We start from the raw sequence: 22,922 nt of genomic DNA on the forward strand, positions 1-22,922 counted from the left end.
TTATTTAGAGAAATCAATTAAACAATTAATTTATGGTATTAATATTACTATTTATCAAACATTCTGTCAAGTTAAAATTTGGTCCAAACTTACTTATTGTGAATTTCAAGGAACAAGAACCTCATTTCCATTCAATCCTGGAACTGCGGATCCCTTTTAATTCAAAAAAATGGCGTGTTCCTATAGAAACACGCCCTATCGTATCATGAGAAAAATCTACATCGTGATTTACTTATATATAAACTATTCGATGGCTAACACCTTATTCAAGAATATGGCCCGTTTGTGGTTCAGGTGCAAAAACTTCAGGGCAATTGCAAGAAATCTCTAAATCTTGGACATACTAATACTATTACTCTAAAAAAGGTGTGTGATCGCTATGGAAAAGGAAATGTTGTTCAAATGGAAGCAATATCAGCCTGATATTATCTTATTAACGGTAAGATGGTACCTACGGTACAACCTAAGTTTTCGTGATTTGGTGGAAATGATGGAAGAACGAGGTTTGTCCATAGCTCACACCACCATTATGCGTTGGGTGCATCAATATGGACCTGAATTAGATGAAAGAGTACGACGTCATCTTAAAACAACAAATGATTCCTGGAGAGTCGATGAAACGTATGTGAAAGTAAAAGGTCAATGGATGTATTTATATCGCGCAGTCGATTCAGAGGGGAATACCATTGATTTTTATCTAAGTGAATCAAGAGATAAACAAGCAGTCAAGCGCTTTTTCAAGAAAGCCTTGGCTGCTTCTCATATTTGTAAACCTCGTGTTATAACAATAGATAAGAACCCAGCCTATCCCGTAGAGATTCAAGAGTTAAAAGAAGAGAAACGTATACCTGAAAGCATACAAATACGGCAAGTGAAATATCTCAATAATATAGTGGAACAGGATCACCGTTTCATTAAGAAACGTGTGCGTTCTATGTTAGGATTCAAGTCGTATGAAACAGCCACTTCTATATTGAGTGGCGTTGAAGCCATGCATATGATGAAAAAAAGACAACTTCACTCACAGGTGAAGTCTGTCCAAATTGAAGTTGGATTCATACATAATTTATTTGGAATTGTATCATAATCTATCTTTAAACAGTCAAATAGGTTCTATGTTTCTATCAAATGGTTTTTGCACCAGAACCTAAAAAAATCACCCATGTATATTTGCCACCATCATACCTTTTCCGGAATCGGGCGAATACCACATGCATCTTAGGACCATGGACTATAATAAGTAGAATACAGAAAGCCAGATCCTTTCATAAAATAATATAATATATAATATGTTTTATCATATATGTTTACATATTGTTTAATGTTATTTTTAACATATAATACTAATAGCAAATAAGGAAATATTATATTTCTAAGTAAGATCACCCTTTTCTACTTTTTCTAAAGTGCGTTTTTAGCAAGTTCAATCAGAGAAGGGTGCTGTAAATAAATTTTAAGTAACCTTTCGAAATACCAATTCAAAAATAAAAAAATGGCCTCGAATAATCCAAAGCCATTTCAATAATATCTTTTTATTTCTGTGTAAATCCTACGCATATTATTGTGGACAGATACTAGAATAGTAGTTTGTAACGGTGTAGGACGTGCTAAATTCCATTTTGAAATCTGCGTATGTAAGAACAATCGAAGAACAAAAAAAACGGTTTCCATATGCAAATGAGACCAGATTGGAATATTTTTCCAACAGGAGGAACGATTGATATCGTACAAAAATGGATCAATTTATGATATAAAAATTCCATCTGAAGAAGTTGTCCGCATTTTAGAAACTATGTATATGATCTAATCTCAAAAACATTATTTTTATTAAAGAATGATCATACACAATTTATTGAATCCCCCGGTATTATAAAAAATATTTTGAATTTTAGCCGTAAAAAGAAGATTTTATTGATTAGAATTTAACATTATTAAAATCTATAATTAGTTTAAATTATTGGTTAGTTGTAATTTTTATATAAAAATGAAAGCGCATTAATTCAGCCGCACGGAATGTTTTTATTGATATCATAATATAAAAGGAGCTCATTTTTTTAAATAAGGAAGTGATGTTATGGATGATGAACAACTTTTAACCTTTATTACTGTTTTTGAGTTAAATAATTATTCACGTACAGCAGAGCACTTGAATTTAACACAGCCCGCGGTAACGGCAAGAATTCAAAAATTAGAAAATGAACTTGACTGTAAATTATTTTACCGCGAGGGGAAAAAAATCCTATTGACTAAGGAAGGAACTGCCCTTCTTCCATATGCACGTAAAATATTAAACTATGTAAAAGAAACAAGACAGGTGATTGAAGGTATTAAAACTCCAACGATTACCATTGGATTATCACCTGCCATCTCTGTTTCGATTGTCTTAGAGGTTTTATCACTGCTGCGCAAAACAAGTGAGTTTTCGTTTGAACTAGTGGAAGCAGCGGACTCTGTAGAAGTTTCTAAAATGATTGAAGATGGGTCAATCGATATAGGGCTGGTAAGAGATGTAATCCCATTTACAAATCTGGAATCTGAATATATTTTTCATGAAAAGCTTGTTTTTATTGTTGGAAAAGACCATCCATTAGTTGGAAAAGCTGAAATTTTCAAAGACGATCTTATTGACCATACGATGATTTGCTATCGTAGGGAAACAGCCTTATGGCGAAAAATTGATGAAAGATTAATCGGAATAAGAAATCTAAAACGAATTGAAGTTGGCGGATTCGAAATGGTAATATCGATGATTAAAAATAACTGGGGTTTTAGTGTCGTACCAGAACTAATTCTAGCTAATCACACAAATACACACAATAAAGATTTATGTACCGTCCCTTTTGCTGAATTTAAAGATCTCACTTATAATATTGCTGGAATATATAAAAAGGATTCTCCAAAATTAGAAAGGCTTCTTCTGTTCCTTCATACTTTTGAAACTATTTTAAAAAATTTAAAATCTATTTAAATAGGTATAAGCTATGGATCAGCAATAACAAAGGACATTCCATTTAAACAGAAATGTCCTTTGTTATAAATCTATACCGTTTCTTTAATAACACTGTGGCTTTATTTAACCCCAGAAACTCGATAGCATTTTCTCCAAGCATTTTTTTCTTTTCCTCATCCAACACGTTTTCTAACATTTCGGCTACATTACCTGGTGGTGCTTCTCGCAGCAAAAATGGCTAGTCAGTACCCATGATGATGTGATCAGCCCCCTATTTTTCAATCATAAATTGAAGGTTGTGCTGGTCATAGACTAGTGTATCGTAATAAATTTTCTACGCATAATTGCTTGGCGGCTGGTCCGTTGTACGGATATGCGGCCATACTTCCTCAAGCTTGATCGATCCTTGGTAATAAATAGGGCAGGGTTCCTCCGCCATATGGCAAAACAGAATTATATATTTGGATACTTATCAAAAATGCCGCTGAAGATTAAACTTCCTACAGCAAGCGCTGTCTCGGAAGGCATCCTGATTGAATACATATTATATTCAGGCATTCTCTCTTCGCAAACTGTCGCCCAAGGATGGACTAAAATCGGAACATCCATTTTTGCCGATGCTTCAAAAATCTTTGGAATCTCCGGATCATCAAGATTTTTGCCGTTTGCATTGCTACTGATTTCAATACCAATCAGCCCAAGCTCTTTTATAACTCTTTCCATTTCTGTAATTGCCAAATCGGCATCCTGCTGTGGTACCGTTTCAGTGGATTTCTAATCGAAATAATCTTTGTTTTTGCGCCTTAATTCAAGATTTTAGTTATATTCATAAGGTTATTAAATGTTACACAAACTTATAAAAAATCAAAAAACCGTCAAGATATATCTCGACGGTTTTAACATTTTCATTATTTTTTTGAGTTAGTTCGTTTTCAATCTTCTTTGTTTTGCTTTTTCTATAATGACTTTGGACTCTGTACTTTGCTTTAAATTTTATTATTAATCGTTTTGTTCTCTCACTATAATATTATTCTCAATTATTAATGGTTTTTCTACAAAATTAATCTTTTTCATTATTTTTTGTATTACTTTCGGAAAAAAGTAAGCCCCAAAAAAAGCGCAAATAAAAGCCTGTGACCAAGTTTTTAACCATGCATGTAAAAATGTTCCATCATAACCCCTATTTATTAAGATTAATATTAATGAAATAAAAAAGGACATACTAAAAGCCATTAAAAATGCAAAAATGATATTTTTATATTTAATATTAATATTTATTATTACTCATCTCCTCATCATTTAATTAAACTACATTTTTATCTTACGAATACCTACATATCAAAGTTAGAAAAGCTTCTTCTATTTCTACAGTCGTTTAAAACCTCTTTAAAAAAATTAAAATTTTCCTGATCTATAGAACTATAGGTCAAGATAAAAGAACATTCCTATCAAAATGGAATGTTCTTTTATTTGGCCTATTCCGATTCTTTAATAAAACTCTCTTTATTTAATCCCAGAAACTTAATCGCATTTTCTCCAAGCATTTGTTTCTTTTCCACATCCGAAACATTTTCCAACATTTCAACTATTTTCCCCGGCGGTGCTTCCCGCAACATGAATGGATAATCTGTACCCATGATAATATGATCAGCACCAAATTTTCCAAGCATAAATTGGAGATTGCACGGATCGTAAACGAGCGTATCGTAATAGAGTTTCTTCGCATAATAGCTTGGCGGCTGTTCCGTTGTGCGGATATGCGGCCAAACTTCCCAGGCTTGGTCGATTCGCGGTAATAAATACGGCAAGGACCCTCCGCCATGGGCAAAGCAGATTTTTAATTTTGGAAATTTATCAAGAATACCGCTGAAGATTAGGCTTCCTGCCGCAAGAGCTGTTTCGGACGGCATTCCGATTGAATACATAAAGTTATGGTTTGGCATTCTCTCTACTCCGACCGTGGCCCATGGATGAACTAAAATGGGTACATCCATTTTTGCCGCTGCTTCCAGAAATCTTTGAATCTCTGGATCATCGAGGGTTTTTCCATTTGCGTTGCTGCCGATTTCAATCCCGATCAGGCCCAGCTCTTTAACTGCTCTTTCCATTTCTGCAATCGCCAAATCCGAATTCTGCAATGGTACCGTTCCAAGGCCGACAAAACGATCAGGATATTGGGCTACTACCGAAGCTATGAAATCATTTTGTGCTTTCGACAGCTCTAAACACTTTTCTACATCTGCCCAATATGTAAACGTAACCGGAATCGGAGATAAAACTTGGACATTGACACCTTCTGCATCCATTTCAGCGATGCGCTTTTCAGGATTCCAGGCATTCTCGTCGATTTTTCGGAATGACTTTCCATCCTTGTAAATTTCAGCTCCACAGCTGCACGTATGCTTTAAAATCGGAAAACGATCATCCGCATATTTTTCCGCAAAATCAGGAAAATTCTCAGGAATAATATGGGTGTGAAAGTCAACACGGAAATTCTCACCTTTTGACACGATGTTGCCTCCTTAAAGGATAATTGTTGATTGATTATTGATTAACTTTTTCCAGGTCTTCTTTTATCAATTTACCAACTTTCCCCCATCCTGGTTTAGGTCTTCCTCCCCATTCATCAAGGGTATGCATGGTTGGTTCTAGACGACGAGGCTCTCTTGGATTTTCTTCAGGAAATTCTTCCATTCCTTGACTATACTCAATTGTTAAGCCATCAGGATCCGCAAAATATAGGAAAATGCTGCCCGATGGGTGATGTTTTCCTGGCCCAAATAGAATCGGAACATTGTTATCCTTTAATCTATTAACTTGAATCCCCACATCATCTACACGTTGAGCTTGATAAGCAAGGTGATTCAATTTATTTTCTTTTCCTTTTGTCAGGGCAAAATTATGGTGAAATGGAGTTCCAGCTGCCCTTAACCAGGCCCACCCCGTTTCCCTTCCTTGGATATCTGAAATGTTGAAGTTCAAAACAGTCGTAAAGAAATCAAATAATTCGTCAAATTTATTAGTTTCATAAACGACATGAAGAAGTCTCGTAATTCTGGCCTTCTTAGGAACAAATGGTGTACCCATTTGCATAATTTGCACATAGAATTCATACGTTACCCCTAAATATGGATCTTTAAAACGCAATGTTCTACCTTGGGCCAAATTTTGGCACTCCTCTGCGCTTAATTCGACAGGATTTACACCTTGTTTCGTTAAATGGTCAAACACTGCTTGAAATTGATCTGCCTTTTCAAGCTCAAATGCTACTCTTTTTAACCCAGGTTCTTCTCCTTGTTCAAGGATTAAATTGTGATGGTCCCCGCTGCATCGAAGGTATGCCGCATCAAGAACCCGTTCAACAAATTCCATACCAACAATATTTTCATAAAAATCTACCGATTTATTAAGATCAGTCACGCTTAACACAACATATCCCAACTTTTTATAACGAATCATTCAAAAACCTCCTATATTATAGTAGAGTGTCTGACCCTCATAGCTTAACCGCGTTAATGTGTTAATTCGTATGAACCATAATCAAAATCTGACTTCATATTATAAAATGATACTTACTTTTCCGTGCGGGCGGAGACTGTCCAATTTGAGAATGACTTTCTTGGATTGAATCTTTAATTCTCCATTTTCTTTTACCAAGATGTATTCGTTGACCCCGACATAATTGTCCAGTACTTCACGTTTCGTACGGTAGGTAGAGAAATTGCATCTGACTTTTACGGCATCCTCTTCATTATTAACGATTCTTACATTCATCACATTGTGAAGAGTAGTGGAGTGCGGGTATTCTACATGGGCTTCTCTTTTCAGTAATCGTAACGCCCGCTGTTCTAAACGGGGACGATCATCATGAACAAAGAAAAGCGATTTTTTAAAATCCGCATCAGGATTTCCGATGGGCGGAATCACATACGTTCCATTGCTTGCGAATAATGCAGCCCACTCCTTTAACTTAAACTCATCAAGGAGCTCCGCCTCATTGAATAAAAAATCTTCAATTTCCTGACGTGTTATGTTCATACTTCCACCTTCCCATCTTCTTCTTTTTTGCTTTCCGCTGCTGTCATCCGTTTATCCCATTCACGCCAAAAGGCACGCATTTGTTCTTCATCCGTTGCCTGGGGAATTTCCCTGTTCATTCCTTTGGAAATATCATTCCAACCGACTTCTTTAGTATTTAAAAAGCCTTCCTGGCATAGTTCAAGTGCTTCATTATCATCCGGAGTCGCAAAACCGCCTGGCCCTAAAAACTCTAAGTAGCTGTCATTCCGGACCTCCCTGAAACCGTCTGTTTCATCTATAGGAGATAAAGCATAGGCGGATACTTGCATATAACCCGTTTCAATCGGATAAAAGGTTCTGATTGCAATCGCCATGATATCATTGATGACTAGGTTAGGGAAAATTAAAATATTACGGTTCTTTTTCGAAATGCGGTGGGCTCTTTCTTCGCCAAATTTTTCTACTAAGCGGGCATTGATTTTGTCGATAATTTCTTTCGCTTCTTCACCGTAGCCTTCAATCCATTTTCCGATTGGTCTTGGCCACGGGGCATAATATTCCATTACGGCATGTCCATTCCCCAGAGCGCGTGCTTCCCCTGCAAGACTGTCTTTTTCCATTATTCCGCCGCGGGTCGCAACAATATCAAAATAGGTTTTATGGGTTGGTACCCCGTGGTATAAATCAAAACTATTTTCACAAAGTAATTTCCAGTTCGCTCGTACGCTATATTCTTGGGGATCCTGCAAAACTTCCATTCCAACTTCTGTTTGATCTGCCACCAAGTCGAGATACTCTTTGGCCCCTGCCAGGTATTCCTCTAATGATATGGCGTTGTCATCAAAGTTAACGAATACGAAACCGCGGTAACTCTCAAGTCGTTTGACAGCCAGCATATTTTTGGAGCCATCGCAGTTATGGTCTTCCAAGAAACCAAATTTATCAGGTAATCCGACTAATTCCCCTTGCGTATTAAAGCTCCACGCATGATAGAAGCAGCGGAATACTTTTGAGTTTCCTTTTCCTTCACGGCATACGAGCGCACCCCGGTGTGGACAGGAGTTATATAATGCCCTTATCACCCCATCATTGCCGCGGGTAAATAAAAGGTTTCGTCCACCAACTTTTCTTCTATTAAAATCGCCTTTATTCGGTACTTCTGATTCATGCCCGATATATAACCAGCATTTATCAAAAATCTCATTGCGTTCGACTTCTAAAATTTCCGGATCAATAAAAACTTCACGATTTACTTTGAATAAACACTTCTGTTGATCTTCCTTAAGATAATTGCTCATTGGCTCTCCCCCAAAATAAGTTTTTTTAGTAAACCTCACGACTCCGCCGGCATTATTGACAAGAATGTCGATTTTGTCCCATTTATGTATGGCTTTTTCAACCATCTGGATAACGTTTTCATCTTTTGATAGATCACCAATAAAGTAGTCTGTTTCCCGCCCTGTTAATTGGGCCACTTCCTCGGCGACTTTCTTCGTACGTTCCGGATTGGTTCCTGTAACCAATACAGTCGCACCTGCTTGTGATAAACCAATTGCAACCGCTTTCGCAATTCGTTGTGAAGAACCTGTTACATTGCTATTCTCCCTTCCTAAAGATAGGCTTGTGATTGACTCGACGACTCGACATGCTAATATCACCTCTTCTCCTTATAATCTTTTTTTTGGTTTGTAAGAAAATGGTCTGTTTCCTTTTTGTCGTGACAATCAAATACACAAAAACTAACATCGATCCGGATACCTCAGCTAAATGTAATCGCATCCAAAACTTAACTCAGTGTGCTTAGGTAAACGGCGTTTAATGCATTTTTGTAGATAATATCTGAATATATTGGCTTTTAAAAATATCAGAATATTATCTTAATTAATTTAATTTTAAATCTTTTTTTTGTGAAAATCTAATCGAAATATTCTTACTTTTAGTGACTGAATTCAAGATTTTATTTATATATAAACATTATGAATACGCTGTTAATTCGCGTGCAAAGAGATGAAATAAGCGGAATAATTAATAGATTTCGTTTGTCCTAAGTACATTTTAAAGACATTTAAATAGGCATGACATAATAAAAAAAGGTAAGGGGAGCTCGAAATTATAAAAGGAATAAACTAAAAGAATCTTTATATTTGTTTTTGATAATCTAGATTTGAGGTACTTTTATACGATTTGATCACATAAAAAATGAGCCACATGATTTCCAATTCTATTAACCTTTCTTATGATAGGAAGTGACTATACTTTCTTCATATGAGAGGAAGAACAGGATGATCGAAATGACTCAATTTCATAAAATCAAAATTATTAAAAGAGGTTGAAGGTTTATTGCAAAGGCAAATTGCGCCAAAAATTTGGAATTTCACGTAACACTGTTAGCAAATATCTTAAAAATAATACGTAATGATAACTACGAATCTAGAATTTACGGAATGGGCGTCTATATTTGGAGATAAAAAAATGACCGCAGCCCTTCTAGATCGACTAACCAACTATGATACAATCTATTTTCTAAAATCACTTGAAAACTTTACCATATCCCCCCCCCCTTAAGTTGGATTATTAGTCCAACTTAAGGGGGTAACTTCATTAAGTTACCTTTTTCTAATGCTAAAATATTGTTTATTACAGTGTTATTTACTGCTAAAAAAGTTACCTTCCCTCCGAAAAGAGAACCCGTTACTTTTCCTCCTGGCTCCTATTCGTTGAAACTGGATGAATTACATAATAGAATCCTAAAATACTTTCAATTTCTCCTATGTCTAAATATTCATCTGATGAATCTTTAAGCACTATCTGTGCATCTTGAATATCTAATTTCTCTAGTTTTTCAATGAGTTCAGATACTGTCATTTTTTATTTTCCTCCATATTTATTTTATAAAATAAGAATTCCACAGACTCTATTTATCGTATAAATCACCTTTAGAAATCAAACAGGAGTCTGCACTTTTTTTATGTTTGGACAATTTATTGCAAAACAAGGTAATCAAGTTCATCGTCAATTTAGAAAAGCTACACATGCAAAACATATTTATCCAAATTATGATAGTTTAAGAAAAAATATCTTTCAAATTAGTATAAATATCCCCTACAGTCAATATGTTATTCCCTTTTAATTTTAGGAAATATATAATTTTAGACCTGATAAAATAGTCCATCGTAAATTATACGCAAATTTTACTCTTTTCTTCTATGAAATACTCCTAATTGGTATATTTGAATATCTTTCTAATCAACGCGAAGCACTCCAACTACGTCAACAAATGCCACTCGCTCGATTTCACCTGGTTTCACTTAATTGTGGAGCTGATGCGTAAGAGGATCCACGTATTGAACACGACCAGTTATATCCATAATAAAGCCTCAGTCCCTACGCTAATATTTATCTCAATATTAGATTCCATTGCGTAAGCTATGCGCAAATCAAACTCCTCCGCCTCATATTCGTGGATGATGAGGATGGGTTTAGCAATCCGTTCAGTACCCCGCCACAAATTGGCTGCGTCTTCATCAGTTCAGGCAATTGAAATGCGGGTTGCCATTTAGCCATACCGCGGTCATGTATCGCCATACAAATCTCCTCCTTTATTTCTATTACATACGAACAAACTTTCTAAATATAAAATAAAAATAAAATAACATTCACCGCTGTTTTACGCTCCTAAGAAAATTCTGCAAAAAAAACATCAAACGGAAAGACGAACATTCCAGCAAAATCAACAAAGAACGTTCGCCACACTTTTAATACTTATTAAAGTCACACTTATGGTGGTTCTAGTGCAAAAATAAAGTAAAAATGAAAGAAGCGTATTTATTCCTAAAGGAATCATGTGTTATGTTGCTAGCTCAAACAATTGATGAATGAATTCTTTCTGATTTTGAACAGACTGATCCCGTAGAGATCAATTTGTTCTTTTTTAATCATGTGCATAGCTTACACTCCTGATAGAATAGATGTAGCTGTTTCAATAGATTTGAAACCTAACATATAGCGAAATCGCTTATTAATGAACCGATGATCCTGTTCACGATGTTGTTTAGATATTTTATTTGCCTTATTTGGATGTCTTTCGGTACTTGTTTTTCTTCTATTAGCTCCTTAATGGCTGCTGGATAAGCTGGGTTCTTATCTACTGTAATGACACGTGGCCTGGAAACATGCGAGGCCCATATTGATGGACCCAACGCATTATCTTGGTGTGGGCAATATCCCACCCCGACAAGATAGGATTCATCGGCCTTATAACGGTGAAAAGAACTCGAGTCCTCTTTCGAGTAAATCGCTACTGTACGAATATTTAATTCAGTACATGCCCGAAAAACTCGAATCGCAATCTCCCCTCTATTGGCCACTAGCACCTTATTAATCTTAACTATCACCTTTAACACCCCAATCATATTTTAAAAAGCGCAAAAAAAAATTTTTCCTGTACAAGGAAAGAATATGATAAATATTGTTACCAGATCCTGTTTGTATTTCTTTCATAATTAACAAACATAGAAACGTTAACCAGTATACCTGTAACAATCGCTAATTGAATGAGGGATGAACAGCCGTAGCTGACAAATGGAAGCGGGATCCCCGCAAGCTGAATGAATCCGGAAATCCCGGCAGGGTTGATAATAACTTGAGTTCCAATCATGCTAGTAACCTCAATTGTCAGCAAATTTCCAAAGGAATCTTTTCATTTAAATGTAAATTTTCTCTTAGTGCGAAACCAATTAAGCAATTTACCCTTGGTTCATTTCATATTTGTAAAATCTTTTAAAGAAAACTTCACCGATGTCTGCAATGTTTTTATAATGAGTTTGCACCTGGAAGATAGACCTGAAAACAATGGATTATCATGATTAAAAAATTCGTTAATGAAATGATTAAATCAGACAGATATAAAAAATACCAATTCAACAAGATGAATGGGTATACCTTTAAATCTATTTCTACTATGGCTAACCATAACGATATGAGTGAAAAACAAGAAAAGGTGTAGCGAACCTCCCTTGAGGGGATGTCAGTACCTCAGATATATCGACAAACCCGAATATTTTCGAATTTGTCGACAGTCTGAACTCCCTTTCAAAAAATATTGGGAGTTTTAATTTTTTATTTCTAAGGTTGTGAAAAATTACCTTTATAAAAACAACTAATAGTTTGTCAATTTTCTAGAATACAGTTACTAGACTCATGCTTATTCGTTTATTTTCTTTCAGAAACCGGTACACCGGCAACTCCCCAATGAGTTTTTGGAATTTCATTTACCAATACTCGAACGCTAGTTTTTGGTGCAACTAATGTTTCAACAACAGTATCAGTAATATTTTCAATTAATGCTTTTATTTTTTCAGGTGGTCTGCCTTCCATAATATTTACTTGAATAAGTGGCATGATAATTCCCCTTTCATAAATTTTATTTTTCTATTGTAATATGTTTTAAAATTGCTCATTTATTCACCAACAGAGAAAGTTACTTCGCCCAGCCCATCAAATTTACCTGAAACAACGTCGCCAACTTTTAACAATATTGCACTTGTTAAGGCTCCCGATAAAATGATTTCGCCTTTTTTAATTTTATCTCCTTTTCTAGCGAGCATGTTTGCCAATACTGCAATGGCATTGGCAGGATGTCCTAAAACGGCAGCGCCAGCGCCCAATTCTTTAATTTGGCCATTAATCGATAAAGTTGCCCCTACTAATTCAAGTTCAAAGTCATTTGGTTTTCGAAGTGTATTACCGAATACGACCCTTGAAGTAGATGCATTATCAGCAATTACATCTGTGTGAGTAAAATTAAAATTTTCATAACGGCTGTCAATAATTTCAAGTGCAGGTAAAACATACTCTGTTTTAGCTAACACTTGTGAGCCGGTAATTCCAGGTCCTTCAATATCTTCGCCAATCAAAAACGCAATTTCTGCTTCCACTTTTGGATGGATCAGATCAGAAAATGGAAGAACACCACCGTTATCGATCAACATATAATCAAACACATATCCGTAAATTGGCTCAGTAACGCCCATTTGTTCCCACTTCGCCTTGCTTGTTAATCCCATCTTAGGGCCAATGATTCTTCGGCCCTCGTCTAATTTTTTTTGAACAAGCAGTTCCTGTGCCTGATAAGCTTCCTCAACTGTTAAATCAGGTTTAAACGTCTTAGTTACCTTTACAACTTCACGTTTTTCTACTTCCGCAGCAACTAAGTAATCAGCAATTTGTTTAATAATATCACTTGTCATTCCTTTTCCTCCTTTGATCCAGATTCAGTATCTATTTAAGCCAATTATTTAAAGTTAACGCTTACTTGCCCAAGATAAGCAAATCTTGCTGTAAAATTGTCGCCCGGATTAACGACAACCATGCCGGAAAGTGCACCCGAAAGGATTACTTCACCTGCTTTAAGAGTAATATCATAATCTGCTAAACGATTCGCCAACCATGCAACACAAGTTGCCGGATTTCCAAGTGCAGCGGCTCCAACACCTGTATTGGCAACTTCACCATTTTGCAAAAGTACCATGCCCATTAATTCTAGATTAATATCTTTAATTTTTGTAGGCTTGCCACCCAATACAAATAATCCAGATGAAGCATTATCAGCGACTGTGTCTGGTAGCTTAATTTTCCAATCTTGTATCCGACTATCAACAATTTCTAAAGCAGGAACAACATAATCTGTTGCTTGCAGCACATCAAGAACAGTCACATTCGGACCTTTTAAATCTTTCTTTAAAATAAATGCAATTTCACCTTCTACTTTCGGCTGAAGCATGGTCTCACAAAAAATAGTACCGCCATTTTCAACGACCATGCTGTCTAATAGATGTCCATAGTCAGGCTCATCAACACCCAACATTTTTTGTACAGCAACAGAGGTTAATCCAATTTTTTTGCCAACAATTTTCTGTCCTTCAGCTAGCTTCTTTTTAATATTTTCCAATTGAATATAATATGCCTCATCGACAGTAATTTCTGGATCTACCACAGTTAGCGGATTAATTCCAACGCGTTTTTTTTCAGCTTCTAATAATTTAGCAGCAAACTTTTCAATTTTACTAGTCAATTGATTATATCCTTTCTATTATAAATGTATTTTGACACTGTTTAGTAAAAGCTGAGAAACATTCAAAAAAGTTGCACGGTATATCTTATTTAAACCGTGCAAAATATCCATGTTAAAATCTAAAATTAAAGTTTAACACAAATATTAGTTATTTCAGTGTAGAATTCCCAACTGTGACTACCGCCAACACGACCTAGTCCACTGTCTTTCGTACCTCCGAATGGAGTTCTAAGATCACGTACAAACCAGCAGTTGATGTAAGATAAACCTGATACAATTTTTTGGGCTACACGGTGTGCACGACGGATATCGTTAGTCCAGATTGTGTTACTTAAGCCCATCCGAGTATCGTTTGCTGCCGCAATCACTTCTTCTTCTGTGTCAAATGGAATAACTGTAACAACCGGTCCAAAGATTTCTTCACGAACACAACGAGATCTGTCATCTAGACCAGTAATGATGGTTGGTTCTATGAAATATCCTTTATCCAAACCATCAGGGCGCTTACCGCCTGTAACGAAAGTACCGCCTTCTTCTTCAGCAATTTTCAGATAGCTCATTACTTTATCATAGTGTACTTTGGCGACTAATGCGCCTTGATCATTGCTCATATCAAATGGATCGCCAACTTTTAATTCTCTTGTTTTAGATGCAAATCTTTCTACGAATTCATCAAAAATTTGGCGTTCAACATAGATTCTTGAACCACAGACACAAACTTCACCTTGATTTGTAAAACTTGATCTAATGGTTGTTGCCACTACTTCATCAATATCCACATCTGCAAAGATAATGTTAGGGTTTTTACCGCCTAATTCGAAAGAAAGCTTTTTTAGTGTAGGCGCAGCTTCTGCCATGATTTTAGCACCTGTAGATACTTGCCCGATAAAACCGATACCTGAAATGTCAGGGTGTTTGTTGATTGCACTTCCAGCACCAGGTCCAAAACCGTGAACCAAGTTTACAACTCCATCCGGAACACCAGCTTCTTTAAGAATTTCCATTAATCTTGTTGCAGTCATTGGGGTTAATTCAGATGGCTTAATCACTACTGTACACCCTGCAGCCAAAGCTGGAGCTAATTTCCATGTTAATAAGAATAATGGAAGATTCCATGGCTGGATTAATCCAACTACTCCAATCGGGCGGCGATATCCGTAGTTAAGCGCATTGTGAGTTTCATCTTGGTATGCCTCTGTTCCTATAGAAATCATGTAATCAGCAAAAAAATGGAAGTTTGCTGCTGCACGAGGAGCATCAACGTGACGTGAGAATTTAAGGTGCTTACCAGTATCTAATGATTCTAATTGTGCGATTTCTTCTTGTCTTGCTTCAAGAATGTCACCAACTTTGCGGATAATTCTTGAACGTTCATTTACAGTCATTTTTCCCCATGGTCCTTCTTCAAAAGCACGTTTAGCAGCTTTAACAGCTAAATCAATATCTGCCGCGCTTCCTTCTGCAACTGTACCATAAACTTCCTCAGTTACAGGGTTCACGTTATTAAACGTTTTTCCATCTACAGATTCAACAAATTTACCGTCGATATAATGTAAACAATCAAATGGTTTTACGATAGGTTCAACTTCTGTTTTAGTTTCGACTTGCACCATTCATAATTCCTCCTTGGTTTTGATTTTAATATTTTCTAAATATAGCGTTAATGCTTACATGTTTTATGTTAATGCTTATTTGTTTATGGAACTTTCCACTTCATTTAAAAGAGTTAATAAAGTGTGCGTCTGACCCAACCTAAATTATAAGATAATGCTTACTTTTCCGTGCTGACGGAGACTGTCTAGTTTTAGGATGACTTTCTTGGATTGAATCTTTTATTCTTCTTTTTCTTTTACCAAGATGTATTCGTTGACTCCGACGTAATTATCGAGCACTTCACGTTTTGTGAGATAGGTTGAGTAAATGCAGCTTACCATACGGCATCCCCTTCATTACTAACGATTCTTACATTCGTGATATTGTGAAGAGTGGTTGAGTGCGGATATTCTACATGGGCTTCTTTTTCAATAATCGTAACGCCCCTGTTCTAGACGGGCTCGATCATCATGAACGAAGAAATTTTTTAAAGTCCGCATCAGGATTTCCGATGATACGTTCCATTGCTTGCGAATGATGTAGCCCACTCCTTTAGCTTAAACTCATCAAGAGGTTCCTCCTCATGGACTAAAAGATCCTCAATTTCCTGACGTGTTATGTTCATACTTTCACCTTCCCAGCTTCTTCATTTTTGCTTTCAGCTGCTGTCCTCCGTTTATCCCATTCACGCCAAAAGGAACGCATTTGTTCTTCATCCGTCGCTTGGAGAATTTCCCTGTTCATTCCTTTGGAAATATCATTCCATCCGACTTCTTTAGTATTTAAAAAGCCTTCCTGGCATAGTTCAAGTGCTTCATTATCATCCGGAGTCGCAAAACCGCCTGGCCCTAAAAACTCTAAATAGCTGGTATGATTCCTTCTTGTCGTGACTATCAAATGCACGAAAACTAGCATCGAACCCGGGCACCTCAGCCAAATGTAATCGCATCCAAAAGTTAACCCAACGTGCTAAGGTAATCAGCGTCTAATGTATTTTTCAGATAATATCAATATTTAAAAATGTTAATATTTAAATATTGATATTATCTTGATTAATTTAATTTTAAATCTTTTGACCATGTAATTCTAATCGAAATTATCTTTCTTCTCGCGCCCGAATTCAAGATTTTATTTATATATAAACACAATGAATACGCTGTTAATAATATAGTAAACCTTTGTTTCTTCCAGTTACATTTCGATTAAATGGGATTAAACATACCATTCAATATAATTTTTGTATCAATCCGTTTTGCAAGTGGTTCGGAAAGCCACAAACACAATTTACTGCGGTCAAGAATAAACCTTATCGGTACAAGCTCATCGGGAAAGCGGGACACAAATCAATTCAATCTAACTTGTGACGCTATATATCCTAATCAAGGTATGACATTCGATTGCACCACCACACCCTATTCTAATTAGAGCATCGCACAGGAAGTAGAACACTGAATTCGTATTAATTCTGTGAAGGATGTTGTGTCTGAATACCAATTTCATAAGGAAACGTGTGTAAATTCAGATAAAAATCCAGTTGAACATCCTTCCTATTTCTACAAAAGAAAAAAAAGCAAAACTGGCACGCAGCGAGGGCTGTGTAAAGAGTGTGGGAAATATGATGCCGACCAGAAGAAAACATCTACCTTTAACCAAAAATGAAATGGCATCCTGCCGTTATTCATCAAGCTATTGGTAAATAAAATGCAAGATTCAAAAACTATTGATGTTCTAGGTATTGGGGTAAAAACTTATTATAGTAAATTGGAATGGGTTTATCGCAGATACTTAGAATTTTTGGACGACACGAAGAGAAGCCATTACAAAACAAATCTTTTGGAACGGTCTGGATTAATACCAATAAAATGATTTACTGCTTGAACAACATTCGTAAAAAAAGGAATGGGCGGAGCGAGATATGATGATGTGGACATAAGGCTTGAAGATAAAATGCTGGAAACCGTTTTATATAAAGAAGACCACCTACACCATTTTGCCCGAAAACATGCAAGATTAAGGCTAGTTATTATCCGCAAGAGCCAACTGAAAACGATACTCAAATAATGAGTCAATATAAAGATAAGCTCGATAAATTCAACCCCAGAGATAACTATATTGAAGGCTTGCATACAAATTCAACCTATATAACTATCGCTCATTATGGGCTTAGTAAAGATTTGTTAAAAACACAAAACCGGCGTTTTGTAACCGACAATGATAGTTCGTTACTTTCCGTACTATATCATATTTTTTCTGAGAATTTCAGGTCATTTTCAGCTCACCAATTTTTATGTCTGACTGACCGTGAAAAATCAAGAATACAGGCTTATCAGGAGTATCAAGAGGCAAATAAGGACTTGTTTAGTTGGGGGCTAGGGAAATAGATACTCGTTCTACTTACACGACTGCTTAGCATTATCTTTTGGATTTATTTAAATATCGTGGTCACACATTGCTGAGGAGAAATTGTCTTACCGACACATAGTATCCTGGTAAAAGATAATAATCCAATTATTCATCCCCTCGCTTTCCTAAAGTCTTCGAAAATCCGATTTTTCATCGAATTCTCTAAAGAGAAATTCACCTGTATCAGGAGGAAAGAGATCCTCCATCACTTGACAATTTAATTTTCCGGTTGAAATCAAGAGTTACTTGCGTTAAAGAATCCTTTCTGTGTGGTTTTTTTTGTGTTTACTTAAAACTAATAGAAGTGGATTCTTTTTTCATTTTTTTAGCGCAAACCAAATTTGGGTGAGAAAGTTTATATACAAGGCTATAAGCTTAAATCTTAAATTACTATGAATGAATCAGGTTAAATGATATTTGTTCTCTAACGCTAAGAAGAAGAAATAATTTTAGTTCCGCCTGTTTGCCACAAAAGGAACATGTTTTTTTTGTTTGGACAGGCATTTTTTTTACATGTGGAACAGGAAGTAATTCCAATCCTTTTGTGAGATGTTCTTTACAAACCATTACCATAATGAATGCTCCCTTCTTATTAGACTCTACTCGAGCAAAATAAGTAAATAGGTTGGTACTCCCCCCACCTGATGAAACAGTTGTTTTTATCCTCCTAGGAAAATTCTGTAATTTGACTTGGAATAGGATAGGCAAAACCCGTATTTCTTCTGACGAGGCGACAGGATTCACTTTAGGTTACAACCTGTCTGTTAATTTGCTAGCACTCTCAAAGAGTTACTTTCTCACAGGGATTCGTGCAACTATCAAATGCACAAAAACTAGCATTGATCCGGATACCTCAGCCAAATGTAATCGCATCCAAAACTTAACACAGTGTGCTATGGTCAAAAATGTTAATATTTAAATATATCGGAATATTATCTTGATTAATTTAATTTTAAATCTTTTCCCTATGTAATTCTAATCGAAATAATCTTTCTTCTAGAGCAAAAATTCAAGATTTTATTAATATATAAACACAATGAATACATTGTTAATTCTAGTGCAAGGAAATGTTTTAATAGGAATAATGACTAGACTTCGTTGTCCTGAGTGAGTTCTAAAAAACATTTAATTAAAAAAGGGTAAGAGGAGTTGGAAATCAAAAATAAAACCACGAATAAACAAAAAGACATCTTTCTATTTAAATCCTTCCAAATTTATTTTTTTCCAAAAAAAAAAGCTGTTCTCCCTATAAAATGTACCCTAATAGAGTACTTAAAAAAGGTCTACCTATAGGGTACATTTTTGTATAATTAAGAAATACAACTCAGAGAACTAAACATGGAGACGGAGAAATTATGAGTAAAAAGATCTTCACAGAGAAAGAGATCAAGTTGCAATCAGCTAATAATTACGTTAAATCTGTAAGCTCAAAAGGAATCACCTATACTGATCAATTTAAGCATATATTTATTGTGGAAAAAGAGAAGGGCAAATTCGCAAGAGAAATTTTGTTGCTGTTTGTACCATCTTGTTTTCTCCTCCTAATATGACTCTGATTTTCAGTCCTCTTTTATCAATTAGAGAAAAAACTAAAAGTGTGACAGGTCAGAGCTATTTGATTATTGGAGGATGTACTGTGTTTTTATGACAAGAAAAGACCATTGCAGACCAACTTGAAGTTCTTTTGAAGATCTTTGATCAAAAATACAATTGAACATGCCTGGGGTGTCAAGAAAAACAGTGATGGTAATAATGAATTCTGGTATGACTATAAAGCGCATTTTGCTGTTGGCAATTTCCGCGAACCATCATCTCGTTTAACTCCTTTAGAACCTTTCATGACCATTAAAATTTAATACAGTCTTTATTAAAAATGAATTGCCCCTCCTAAAAGCAAAAATATCCCCGATTCCTATTGTTGGTTGAAACCCCTTATTATCAACAAAAGCTTTTTCTATCCCAGAATCGGAGACGCTGTACGGAGCAAAAAAAAAGAAGCCGGCTAAACCAACTTCTTTCTCACTATTTTTAAACTGTCACATTGCTTATTTAACTGCTGTTGCTGTTTTTTCCTTCTTTGCTTCTTTGTCTTGAATTAATTTTAGAAGATCTAGGAAATTATCATCACGTGTATAAATTGCTTTTGCCCCATTATCATCGTATTCATAGAAACCTTTATTTGAACGAATACCATGTTCACTTTTTTCGACCATTTCTTTTAAGAATTTAGGAACTTCTCTTGTATTCGATAAATCCTGCTCGATGTTGTATACCATAGCTTGTGTTGTTTGCAGACCTGCTAAATCCTGACTTTCCATTGGTCCGCAAAAAGCCCATTTAAAGCCCATGCTTCCTCTTACAGCGATATCAATATCTTCTGCCGTACATACTCCCAATTCAATTAAGTTGAAGCATTCCCGTAGAAAAGCTACTTGTATGCGGTTAACGATAAAGCCGGTAATCTCTTTTTTCAGTACTACTGGAGTTTTACCGATTTCCTTCATTAGGTCATAAGTTACTTTTACGACATTTTCATCTGTCTTCTCAAATTTAGCAATTTCTACAATTGGTACAAGTTGTGGAGGGTTAAAGTAGTGTGTAATGATAAATCTTCCTGGATGTTTTGCTCTTTGTGTTAATTCTTTTAATGGGAAAGTAGATGTATTAGATGCAATAATCGTTTTTTCAGAGACAATACTTTCAATAATCTCGTAAGTATCTAATTTTGTCTCAAGCACTTCTGGAATAGATTCTAGAATAAAATCAGTATCCTGGATCGCTTCAAGTAAATCTGTTGTATATTTAATATTATCCAAAGTCTGCTCCATTTTTTCTTGTGACAGCATTCCTTTATCAACCATAATTTCCAAGCTGTTCGTAATCATTTTTTTTGCTGTTTCCAATGATGTCTCGCGTCTAGCTTGAATACGTACAATATATCCTGCTTGTGCAAGTAATTGAGCAACGCCATGACCCATAATACCTGCTCCAAGTACTGTGATGATCTTCATTTAAAAACCCCATTTCGTATTATATTTTCTCCATTTTTCATAATTAGAATAGAAATTCTATTAAAAATAGGAAGCATCTTGCTATTTATTTTTATAATAGTAACTTCATTGTGAAAGGAATTTATCGGATAGCTTTCTCTTGGTGTTATGTTAATATATAAAGATTAAACAGAAATATTTTTAATTTGCTTCTTCTTGTTTCCAGCCCCTTCAATCGTGTGAATAACAACTGCAGCAACTAGGATAGCTGCAATGGTTACACCAGCTAATATGACAGAAGTATCCATTAAGAGGACAAGAATAATTCCAACAATTGATGCTACTGATGAAAGAATCGTATATGTCGCAAATGTTTCTTTCATTGATAAGCCAAAAAATTCTTTTACCATCCAGAAGCCAGGATCATTTACGTGTGAAGCAAAAGCTGTTCCCGCTCCAGTAGCAAGAGCAACAAGTGCTAAGTTTGCCTCAGGATATGATTCTAGCATTGGAAGCACCAATCCGGCAGTTGATAATGCTGCAACAGTTCCTGAACCTAAACAAATACGGAAAATTACGGCAAGAATCCACGAAAGAAGAACTGGAGAAATGGAAACATCAGTAAACAGACTAGCAATATATTCCCCAACTCCGCCATCTATAATAACTTGTTTGAATGCACCACCACCACCAGTAATTAAGATTAGCAAACCAATCGCGTTGATGGATGCCCCTGCAGAGGACGTTAAATCTTTCATTGGAGTTTTCCTGGCAATTCCCATTGTATACAAAGCTAATAATAGTGAGATTAACAAAGCTACTGGAGCGGTTCCGACAAAACGAATAATTACAACTAAAAGATTATCGGCAAATTCCAATTGTTTTTGAAAATATCTAAAAAAGCTGCTACAAACATCAATAGAATCGGGAATACCGCTGTTAAGACACTGATTCCAAATCCAGGTGTTTCTTCTAATTTCCATAGTTTTTGATCTCCTATTGCTTCCGCATTGCCTGTTTTTTCAAAAGCACTTGGGATCCACTTTTTGTTGATTTTAGGGTACCAAACTCCCGCAACTACAATTGTTGGTATCCCAATAATGATATGTATATTAATACCATGGCGAGGTCTGCTCCGTACTCCTGTGTAACTGCAGTGATTCCTGGATGAGGTGGCAAGAAGCTGTGTGCGACAACTAAAGCACCTGCTAACGTAAGGCCAAAGTGTGTAATGGAAATCTTTAGTTCCTTAGAAATCATATAGATTATTGGAACTAATAGAATAAAGGCAACGTCCCAGAATAAAGCAATTCCTACGATAAAGGAAGAAGCAGCAATTGCCCATTGCACATTCCTTCTTCCAAACTTATCGATTAATGTCATTGAATTCGATAGGCTCCACCTGCATCAGCATCAAACGACCAATCATCGCTCCGAAACCTAAGATTAGCGCTATATGTCCTAAAGTACCGCCTAATCCATCTTCTACTGAAGCGACTATGTCACCTAGCGGCATCCCTAATGCCAGCGCCACAACAAACGAGGAAATAATCAATGAGATGAAAGCGTTTAATTTGAAGACCGTGATTAAAAACTTTTTATATAGCCCTAAATCTTCCATTAACTTAAAGAATCCCCTTTGTCTTAAACATTCAGAAAATAAATATTTTATATATATGGGAATTTTCTGAATGTTTATAGTATAATAAAAAGCTATTGAAATATCTAATAGAATATAATTTATAAAAAGGCGGTTTTTTAAAAATATTTTTTATAGTTGTAAGTCAATAACGGGATCTATAAGGAGAAAATATTACTGTATTGATTAATAATTGTTATTTTTGCTATTTCATTTAATAATGTCGGAAATACTCTAGAGAACATCCAGATAAGT

General features: G+C 35.7%; 17 protein-coding genes and 7 pseudogenes. 5 read left to right on the forward strand and 19 right to left on the reverse strand.

All coding sequences use genetic code 11. The features are described 5' to 3' along the window. Positions 1-379: 379 nt before the first annotated feature. Entirely contained in the window at positions 380-1,087 is a 708-nt protein-coding gene (locus J7E66_RS24325) for an IS6 family transposase (protein ID WP_215004601.1), read from the forward strand. Between the two features lie 987 nt (positions 1,088-2,074). Beyond that, the gene (locus tag J7E66_RS24330) at positions 2,075-2,968 is read left to right on the forward strand and encodes a LysR family transcriptional regulator (RefSeq protein WP_215004603.1); all 894 of its coding nucleotides are present in this window, start codon (positions 2,075-2,077) and stop codon (positions 2,966-2,968) included. Positions 2,969-3,403: 435 nt separating this feature from the next. On the opposite strand, the pseudogene J7E66_RS24335 reads toward J7E66_RS24330, so the two are convergent. From J7E66_RS24335 to J7E66_RS24360, 6 genes and pseudogenes are all read right to left on the reverse strand, one after another. Continuing rightward, a pseudogene (locus J7E66_RS24335) lies at positions 3,404-3,697 on the reverse strand (amidohydrolase family protein); the annotation flags it as partial. 252 nt (positions 3,698-3,949) lie between these two features. Further along, positions 3,950-4,231, reverse strand: a complete 282-nt coding sequence (locus tag J7E66_RS24340) for a DUF2798 domain-containing protein (protein WP_480254365.1) — start codon at positions 4,229-4,231, stop codon at positions 3,950-3,952. 194 nt (positions 4,232-4,425) lie between these two features. Next, positions 4,426-5,460 carry an amidohydrolase family protein gene (locus J7E66_RS24345; protein WP_098528982.1) on the reverse strand — a complete coding sequence of 345 codons (1,035 nt, stop codon included), beginning with the start codon at positions 5,458-5,460 and terminating at the stop codon, positions 4,426-4,428. Between the two features lie 34 nt (positions 5,461-5,494). Beyond that, positions 5,495-6,409: a VOC family protein gene (locus J7E66_RS24350; protein ID WP_215004607.1), complete on the reverse strand. Its 915-nt coding sequence runs from the start codon at positions 6,407-6,409 to the stop codon at positions 5,495-5,497. Between the two features lie 99 nt (positions 6,410-6,508). Beyond that, entirely contained in the window at positions 6,509-6,988 is a 480-nt protein-coding gene (locus J7E66_RS24355; RefSeq protein WP_215004609.1) for an aromatic-ring-hydroxylating dioxygenase subunit beta, read from the reverse strand. Then, the gene (locus J7E66_RS24360) at positions 6,985-8,628 is read right to left on the reverse strand and encodes an SDR family NAD(P)-dependent oxidoreductase (protein WP_308162575.1); all 1,644 of its coding nucleotides are present in this window, start codon (positions 8,626-8,628) and stop codon (positions 6,985-6,987) included. Before J7E66_RS24360 ends, J7E66_RS24355 begins: the two co-directional genes overlap by 4 nt. Before the next feature lie 754 nt (positions 8,629-9,382). Here J7E66_RS24360 and J7E66_RS24370 point away from each other — a divergent pair. Then, a pseudogene (locus J7E66_RS24370) lies at positions 9,383-9,535 on the forward strand (ATP-binding protein); the annotation flags it as partial. Positions 9,536-9,661: 126 nt separating this feature from the next. Here J7E66_RS24370 and J7E66_RS24375 read toward each other — a convergent pair. The 11 genes and pseudogenes from J7E66_RS24375 to J7E66_RS24420 all read right to left on the reverse strand — a co-directional run bounded on the left by J7E66_RS24375 (position 9,662) and on the right by J7E66_RS24420 (position 16,550). Beyond that, the gene (locus J7E66_RS24375; protein WP_176541128.1) at positions 9,662-9,835 is read right to left on the reverse strand and encodes a hypothetical protein; all 174 of its coding nucleotides are present in this window, start codon (positions 9,833-9,835) and stop codon (positions 9,662-9,664) included. A 561-nt stretch (positions 9,836-10,396) separates the two neighbouring features. Beyond that, entirely contained in the window at positions 10,397-10,555 is a 159-nt protein-coding gene (locus J7E66_RS24380) for a hypothetical protein (protein ID WP_215004611.1), read from the reverse strand. Positions 10,556-10,817: 262 nt separating this feature from the next. Next, positions 10,818-11,145 (reverse strand): annotated as a pseudogene (locus tag J7E66_RS24385) (DDE-type integrase/transposase/recombinase); the annotation flags it as partial. A 39-nt stretch (positions 11,146-11,184) separates the two neighbouring features. Next, positions 11,185-11,382, reverse strand: a pseudogene (locus J7E66_RS24390) (biotin carboxylase N-terminal domain-containing protein); the annotation flags it as partial. A gap of 59 nt (positions 11,383-11,441) precedes the next feature. Continuing rightward, positions 11,442-11,657, reverse strand: a pseudogene (locus tag J7E66_RS24395) (FtsW/RodA/SpoVE family cell cycle protein); the annotation flags it as partial. A gap of 524 nt (positions 11,658-12,181) precedes the next feature. Further along, positions 12,182-12,370, reverse strand: coding sequence for a 4-oxalocrotonate tautomerase (locus J7E66_RS24400; protein ID WP_215004616.1), 189 nt, complete (start codon positions 12,368-12,370; stop codon positions 12,182-12,184). 59 nt (positions 12,371-12,429) lie between these two features. Beyond that, positions 12,430-13,218, reverse strand: a complete 789-nt coding sequence (locus tag J7E66_RS24405; protein ID WP_215004619.1) for a 2-keto-4-pentenoate hydratase — start codon at positions 13,216-13,218, stop codon at positions 12,430-12,432. A gap of 44 nt (positions 13,219-13,262) precedes the next feature. After that, on the reverse strand, positions 13,263-14,042 hold the full coding sequence (locus J7E66_RS24410; RefSeq protein ID WP_215004622.1) for a 2-keto-4-pentenoate hydratase: 780 nt from the start codon (positions 14,040-14,042) through the stop codon (positions 13,263-13,265). Between the two features lie 125 nt (positions 14,043-14,167). Further along, positions 14,168-15,655 carry an aldehyde dehydrogenase gene (locus tag J7E66_RS24415; protein WP_215004625.1) on the reverse strand — a complete coding sequence of 496 codons (1,488 nt, stop codon included), beginning with the start codon at positions 15,653-15,655 and terminating at the stop codon, positions 14,168-14,170. A 479-nt stretch (positions 15,656-16,134) separates the two neighbouring features. Then, entirely contained in the window at positions 16,135-16,260 is a 126-nt protein-coding gene (locus J7E66_RS32420; RefSeq protein WP_285289254.1) for a nuclear transport factor 2 family protein, read from the reverse strand. Further along, the gene (locus J7E66_RS24420) at positions 16,257-16,550 is read right to left on the reverse strand and encodes an SRPBCC family protein (protein ID WP_215004628.1); all 294 of its coding nucleotides are present in this window, start codon (positions 16,548-16,550) and stop codon (positions 16,257-16,259) included. The genes J7E66_RS32420 and J7E66_RS24420 overlap by 4 nt, the downstream gene beginning before the upstream one ends. Positions 16,551-17,695: 1,145 nt before the next feature. Here J7E66_RS24420 and J7E66_RS24425 point away from each other — a divergent pair. Both J7E66_RS24425 and J7E66_RS24430 read left to right on the forward strand, forming a co-directional pair. After that, entirely contained in the window at positions 17,696-18,016 is a 321-nt protein-coding gene (locus J7E66_RS24425; protein WP_215004631.1) for a hypothetical protein, read from the forward strand. A gap of 1,377 nt (positions 18,017-19,393) precedes the next feature. Then, a pseudogene (locus J7E66_RS24430) lies at positions 19,394-19,546 on the forward strand (IS3 family transposase); the annotation flags it as partial. A 537-nt stretch (positions 19,547-20,083) separates the two neighbouring features. Here J7E66_RS24430 and J7E66_RS24435 read toward each other — a convergent pair. Continuing rightward, entirely contained in the window at positions 20,084-21,049 is a 966-nt protein-coding gene (locus J7E66_RS24435; protein WP_215004633.1) for a 3-hydroxyacyl-CoA dehydrogenase family protein, read from the reverse strand. Between the two features lie 164 nt (positions 21,050-21,213). After that, a pseudogene (locus J7E66_RS24440) lies at positions 21,214-22,649 on the reverse strand (gluconate:H+ symporter). Positions 22,650-22,922: the final 273 nt, after the last annotated feature.

It is taken from the genome of Bacillus sp. ISL-7 (assembly GCF_018613065.1).

Coding starts and splice junctions, on each gene's coding strand:
- J7E66_RS32420 (WP_285289254.1), bottom strand. CDS start 16,260: ATGAACATAACACGTCAGGAAATTGAGGATCTTTTAGTCCATGAGGAG.
- J7E66_RS24425 (WP_215004631.1), top strand. CDS start 17,696: ATGAGTCAATATAAAGATAAGCTCGATAAATTCAACCCCAGAGATAAC.
- J7E66_RS24435 (WP_215004633.1), bottom strand. CDS start 21,049: ATGAAGATCATCACAGTACTTGGAGCAGGTATTATGGGTCATGGCGTT.
- J7E66_RS24400 (WP_215004616.1), bottom strand. CDS start 12,370: ATGCCACTTATTCAAGTAAATATTATGGAAGGCAGACCACCTGAAAAA.
- J7E66_RS24375 (WP_176541128.1), bottom strand. CDS start 9,835: ATGACAGTATCTGAACTCATTGAAAAACTAGAGAAATTAGATATTCAA.
- J7E66_RS24330 (WP_215004603.1), top strand. CDS start 2,075: ATGGATGATGAACAACTTTTAACCTTTATTACTGTTTTTGAGTTAAAT.
- J7E66_RS24325 (WP_215004601.1), top strand. CDS start 380: ATGGAAAAGGAAATGTTGTTCAAATGGAAGCAATATCAGCCTGATATT.
- J7E66_RS24420 (WP_215004628.1), bottom strand. CDS start 16,550: ATGCTAGTTTTCGTGCATTTGATAGTCACGACAAGAAGGAATCATACC.
- J7E66_RS24405 (WP_215004619.1), bottom strand. CDS start 13,218: ATGACAAGTGATATTATTAAACAAATTGCTGATTACTTAGTTGCTGCG.
- J7E66_RS24380 (WP_215004611.1), bottom strand. CDS start 10,555: ATGGCGATACATGACCGCGGTATGGCTAAATGGCAACCCGCATTTCAA.
- J7E66_RS24355 (WP_215004609.1), bottom strand. CDS start 6,988: ATGAACATAACACGTCAGGAAATTGAAGATTTTTTATTCAATGAGGCG.
- J7E66_RS24350 (WP_215004607.1), bottom strand. CDS start 6,409: ATGATTCGTTATAAAAAGTTGGGATATGTTGTGTTAAGCGTGACTGAT.
- J7E66_RS24415 (WP_215004625.1), bottom strand. CDS start 15,655: ATGGTGCAAGTCGAAACTAAAACAGAAGTTGAACCTATCGTAAAACCA.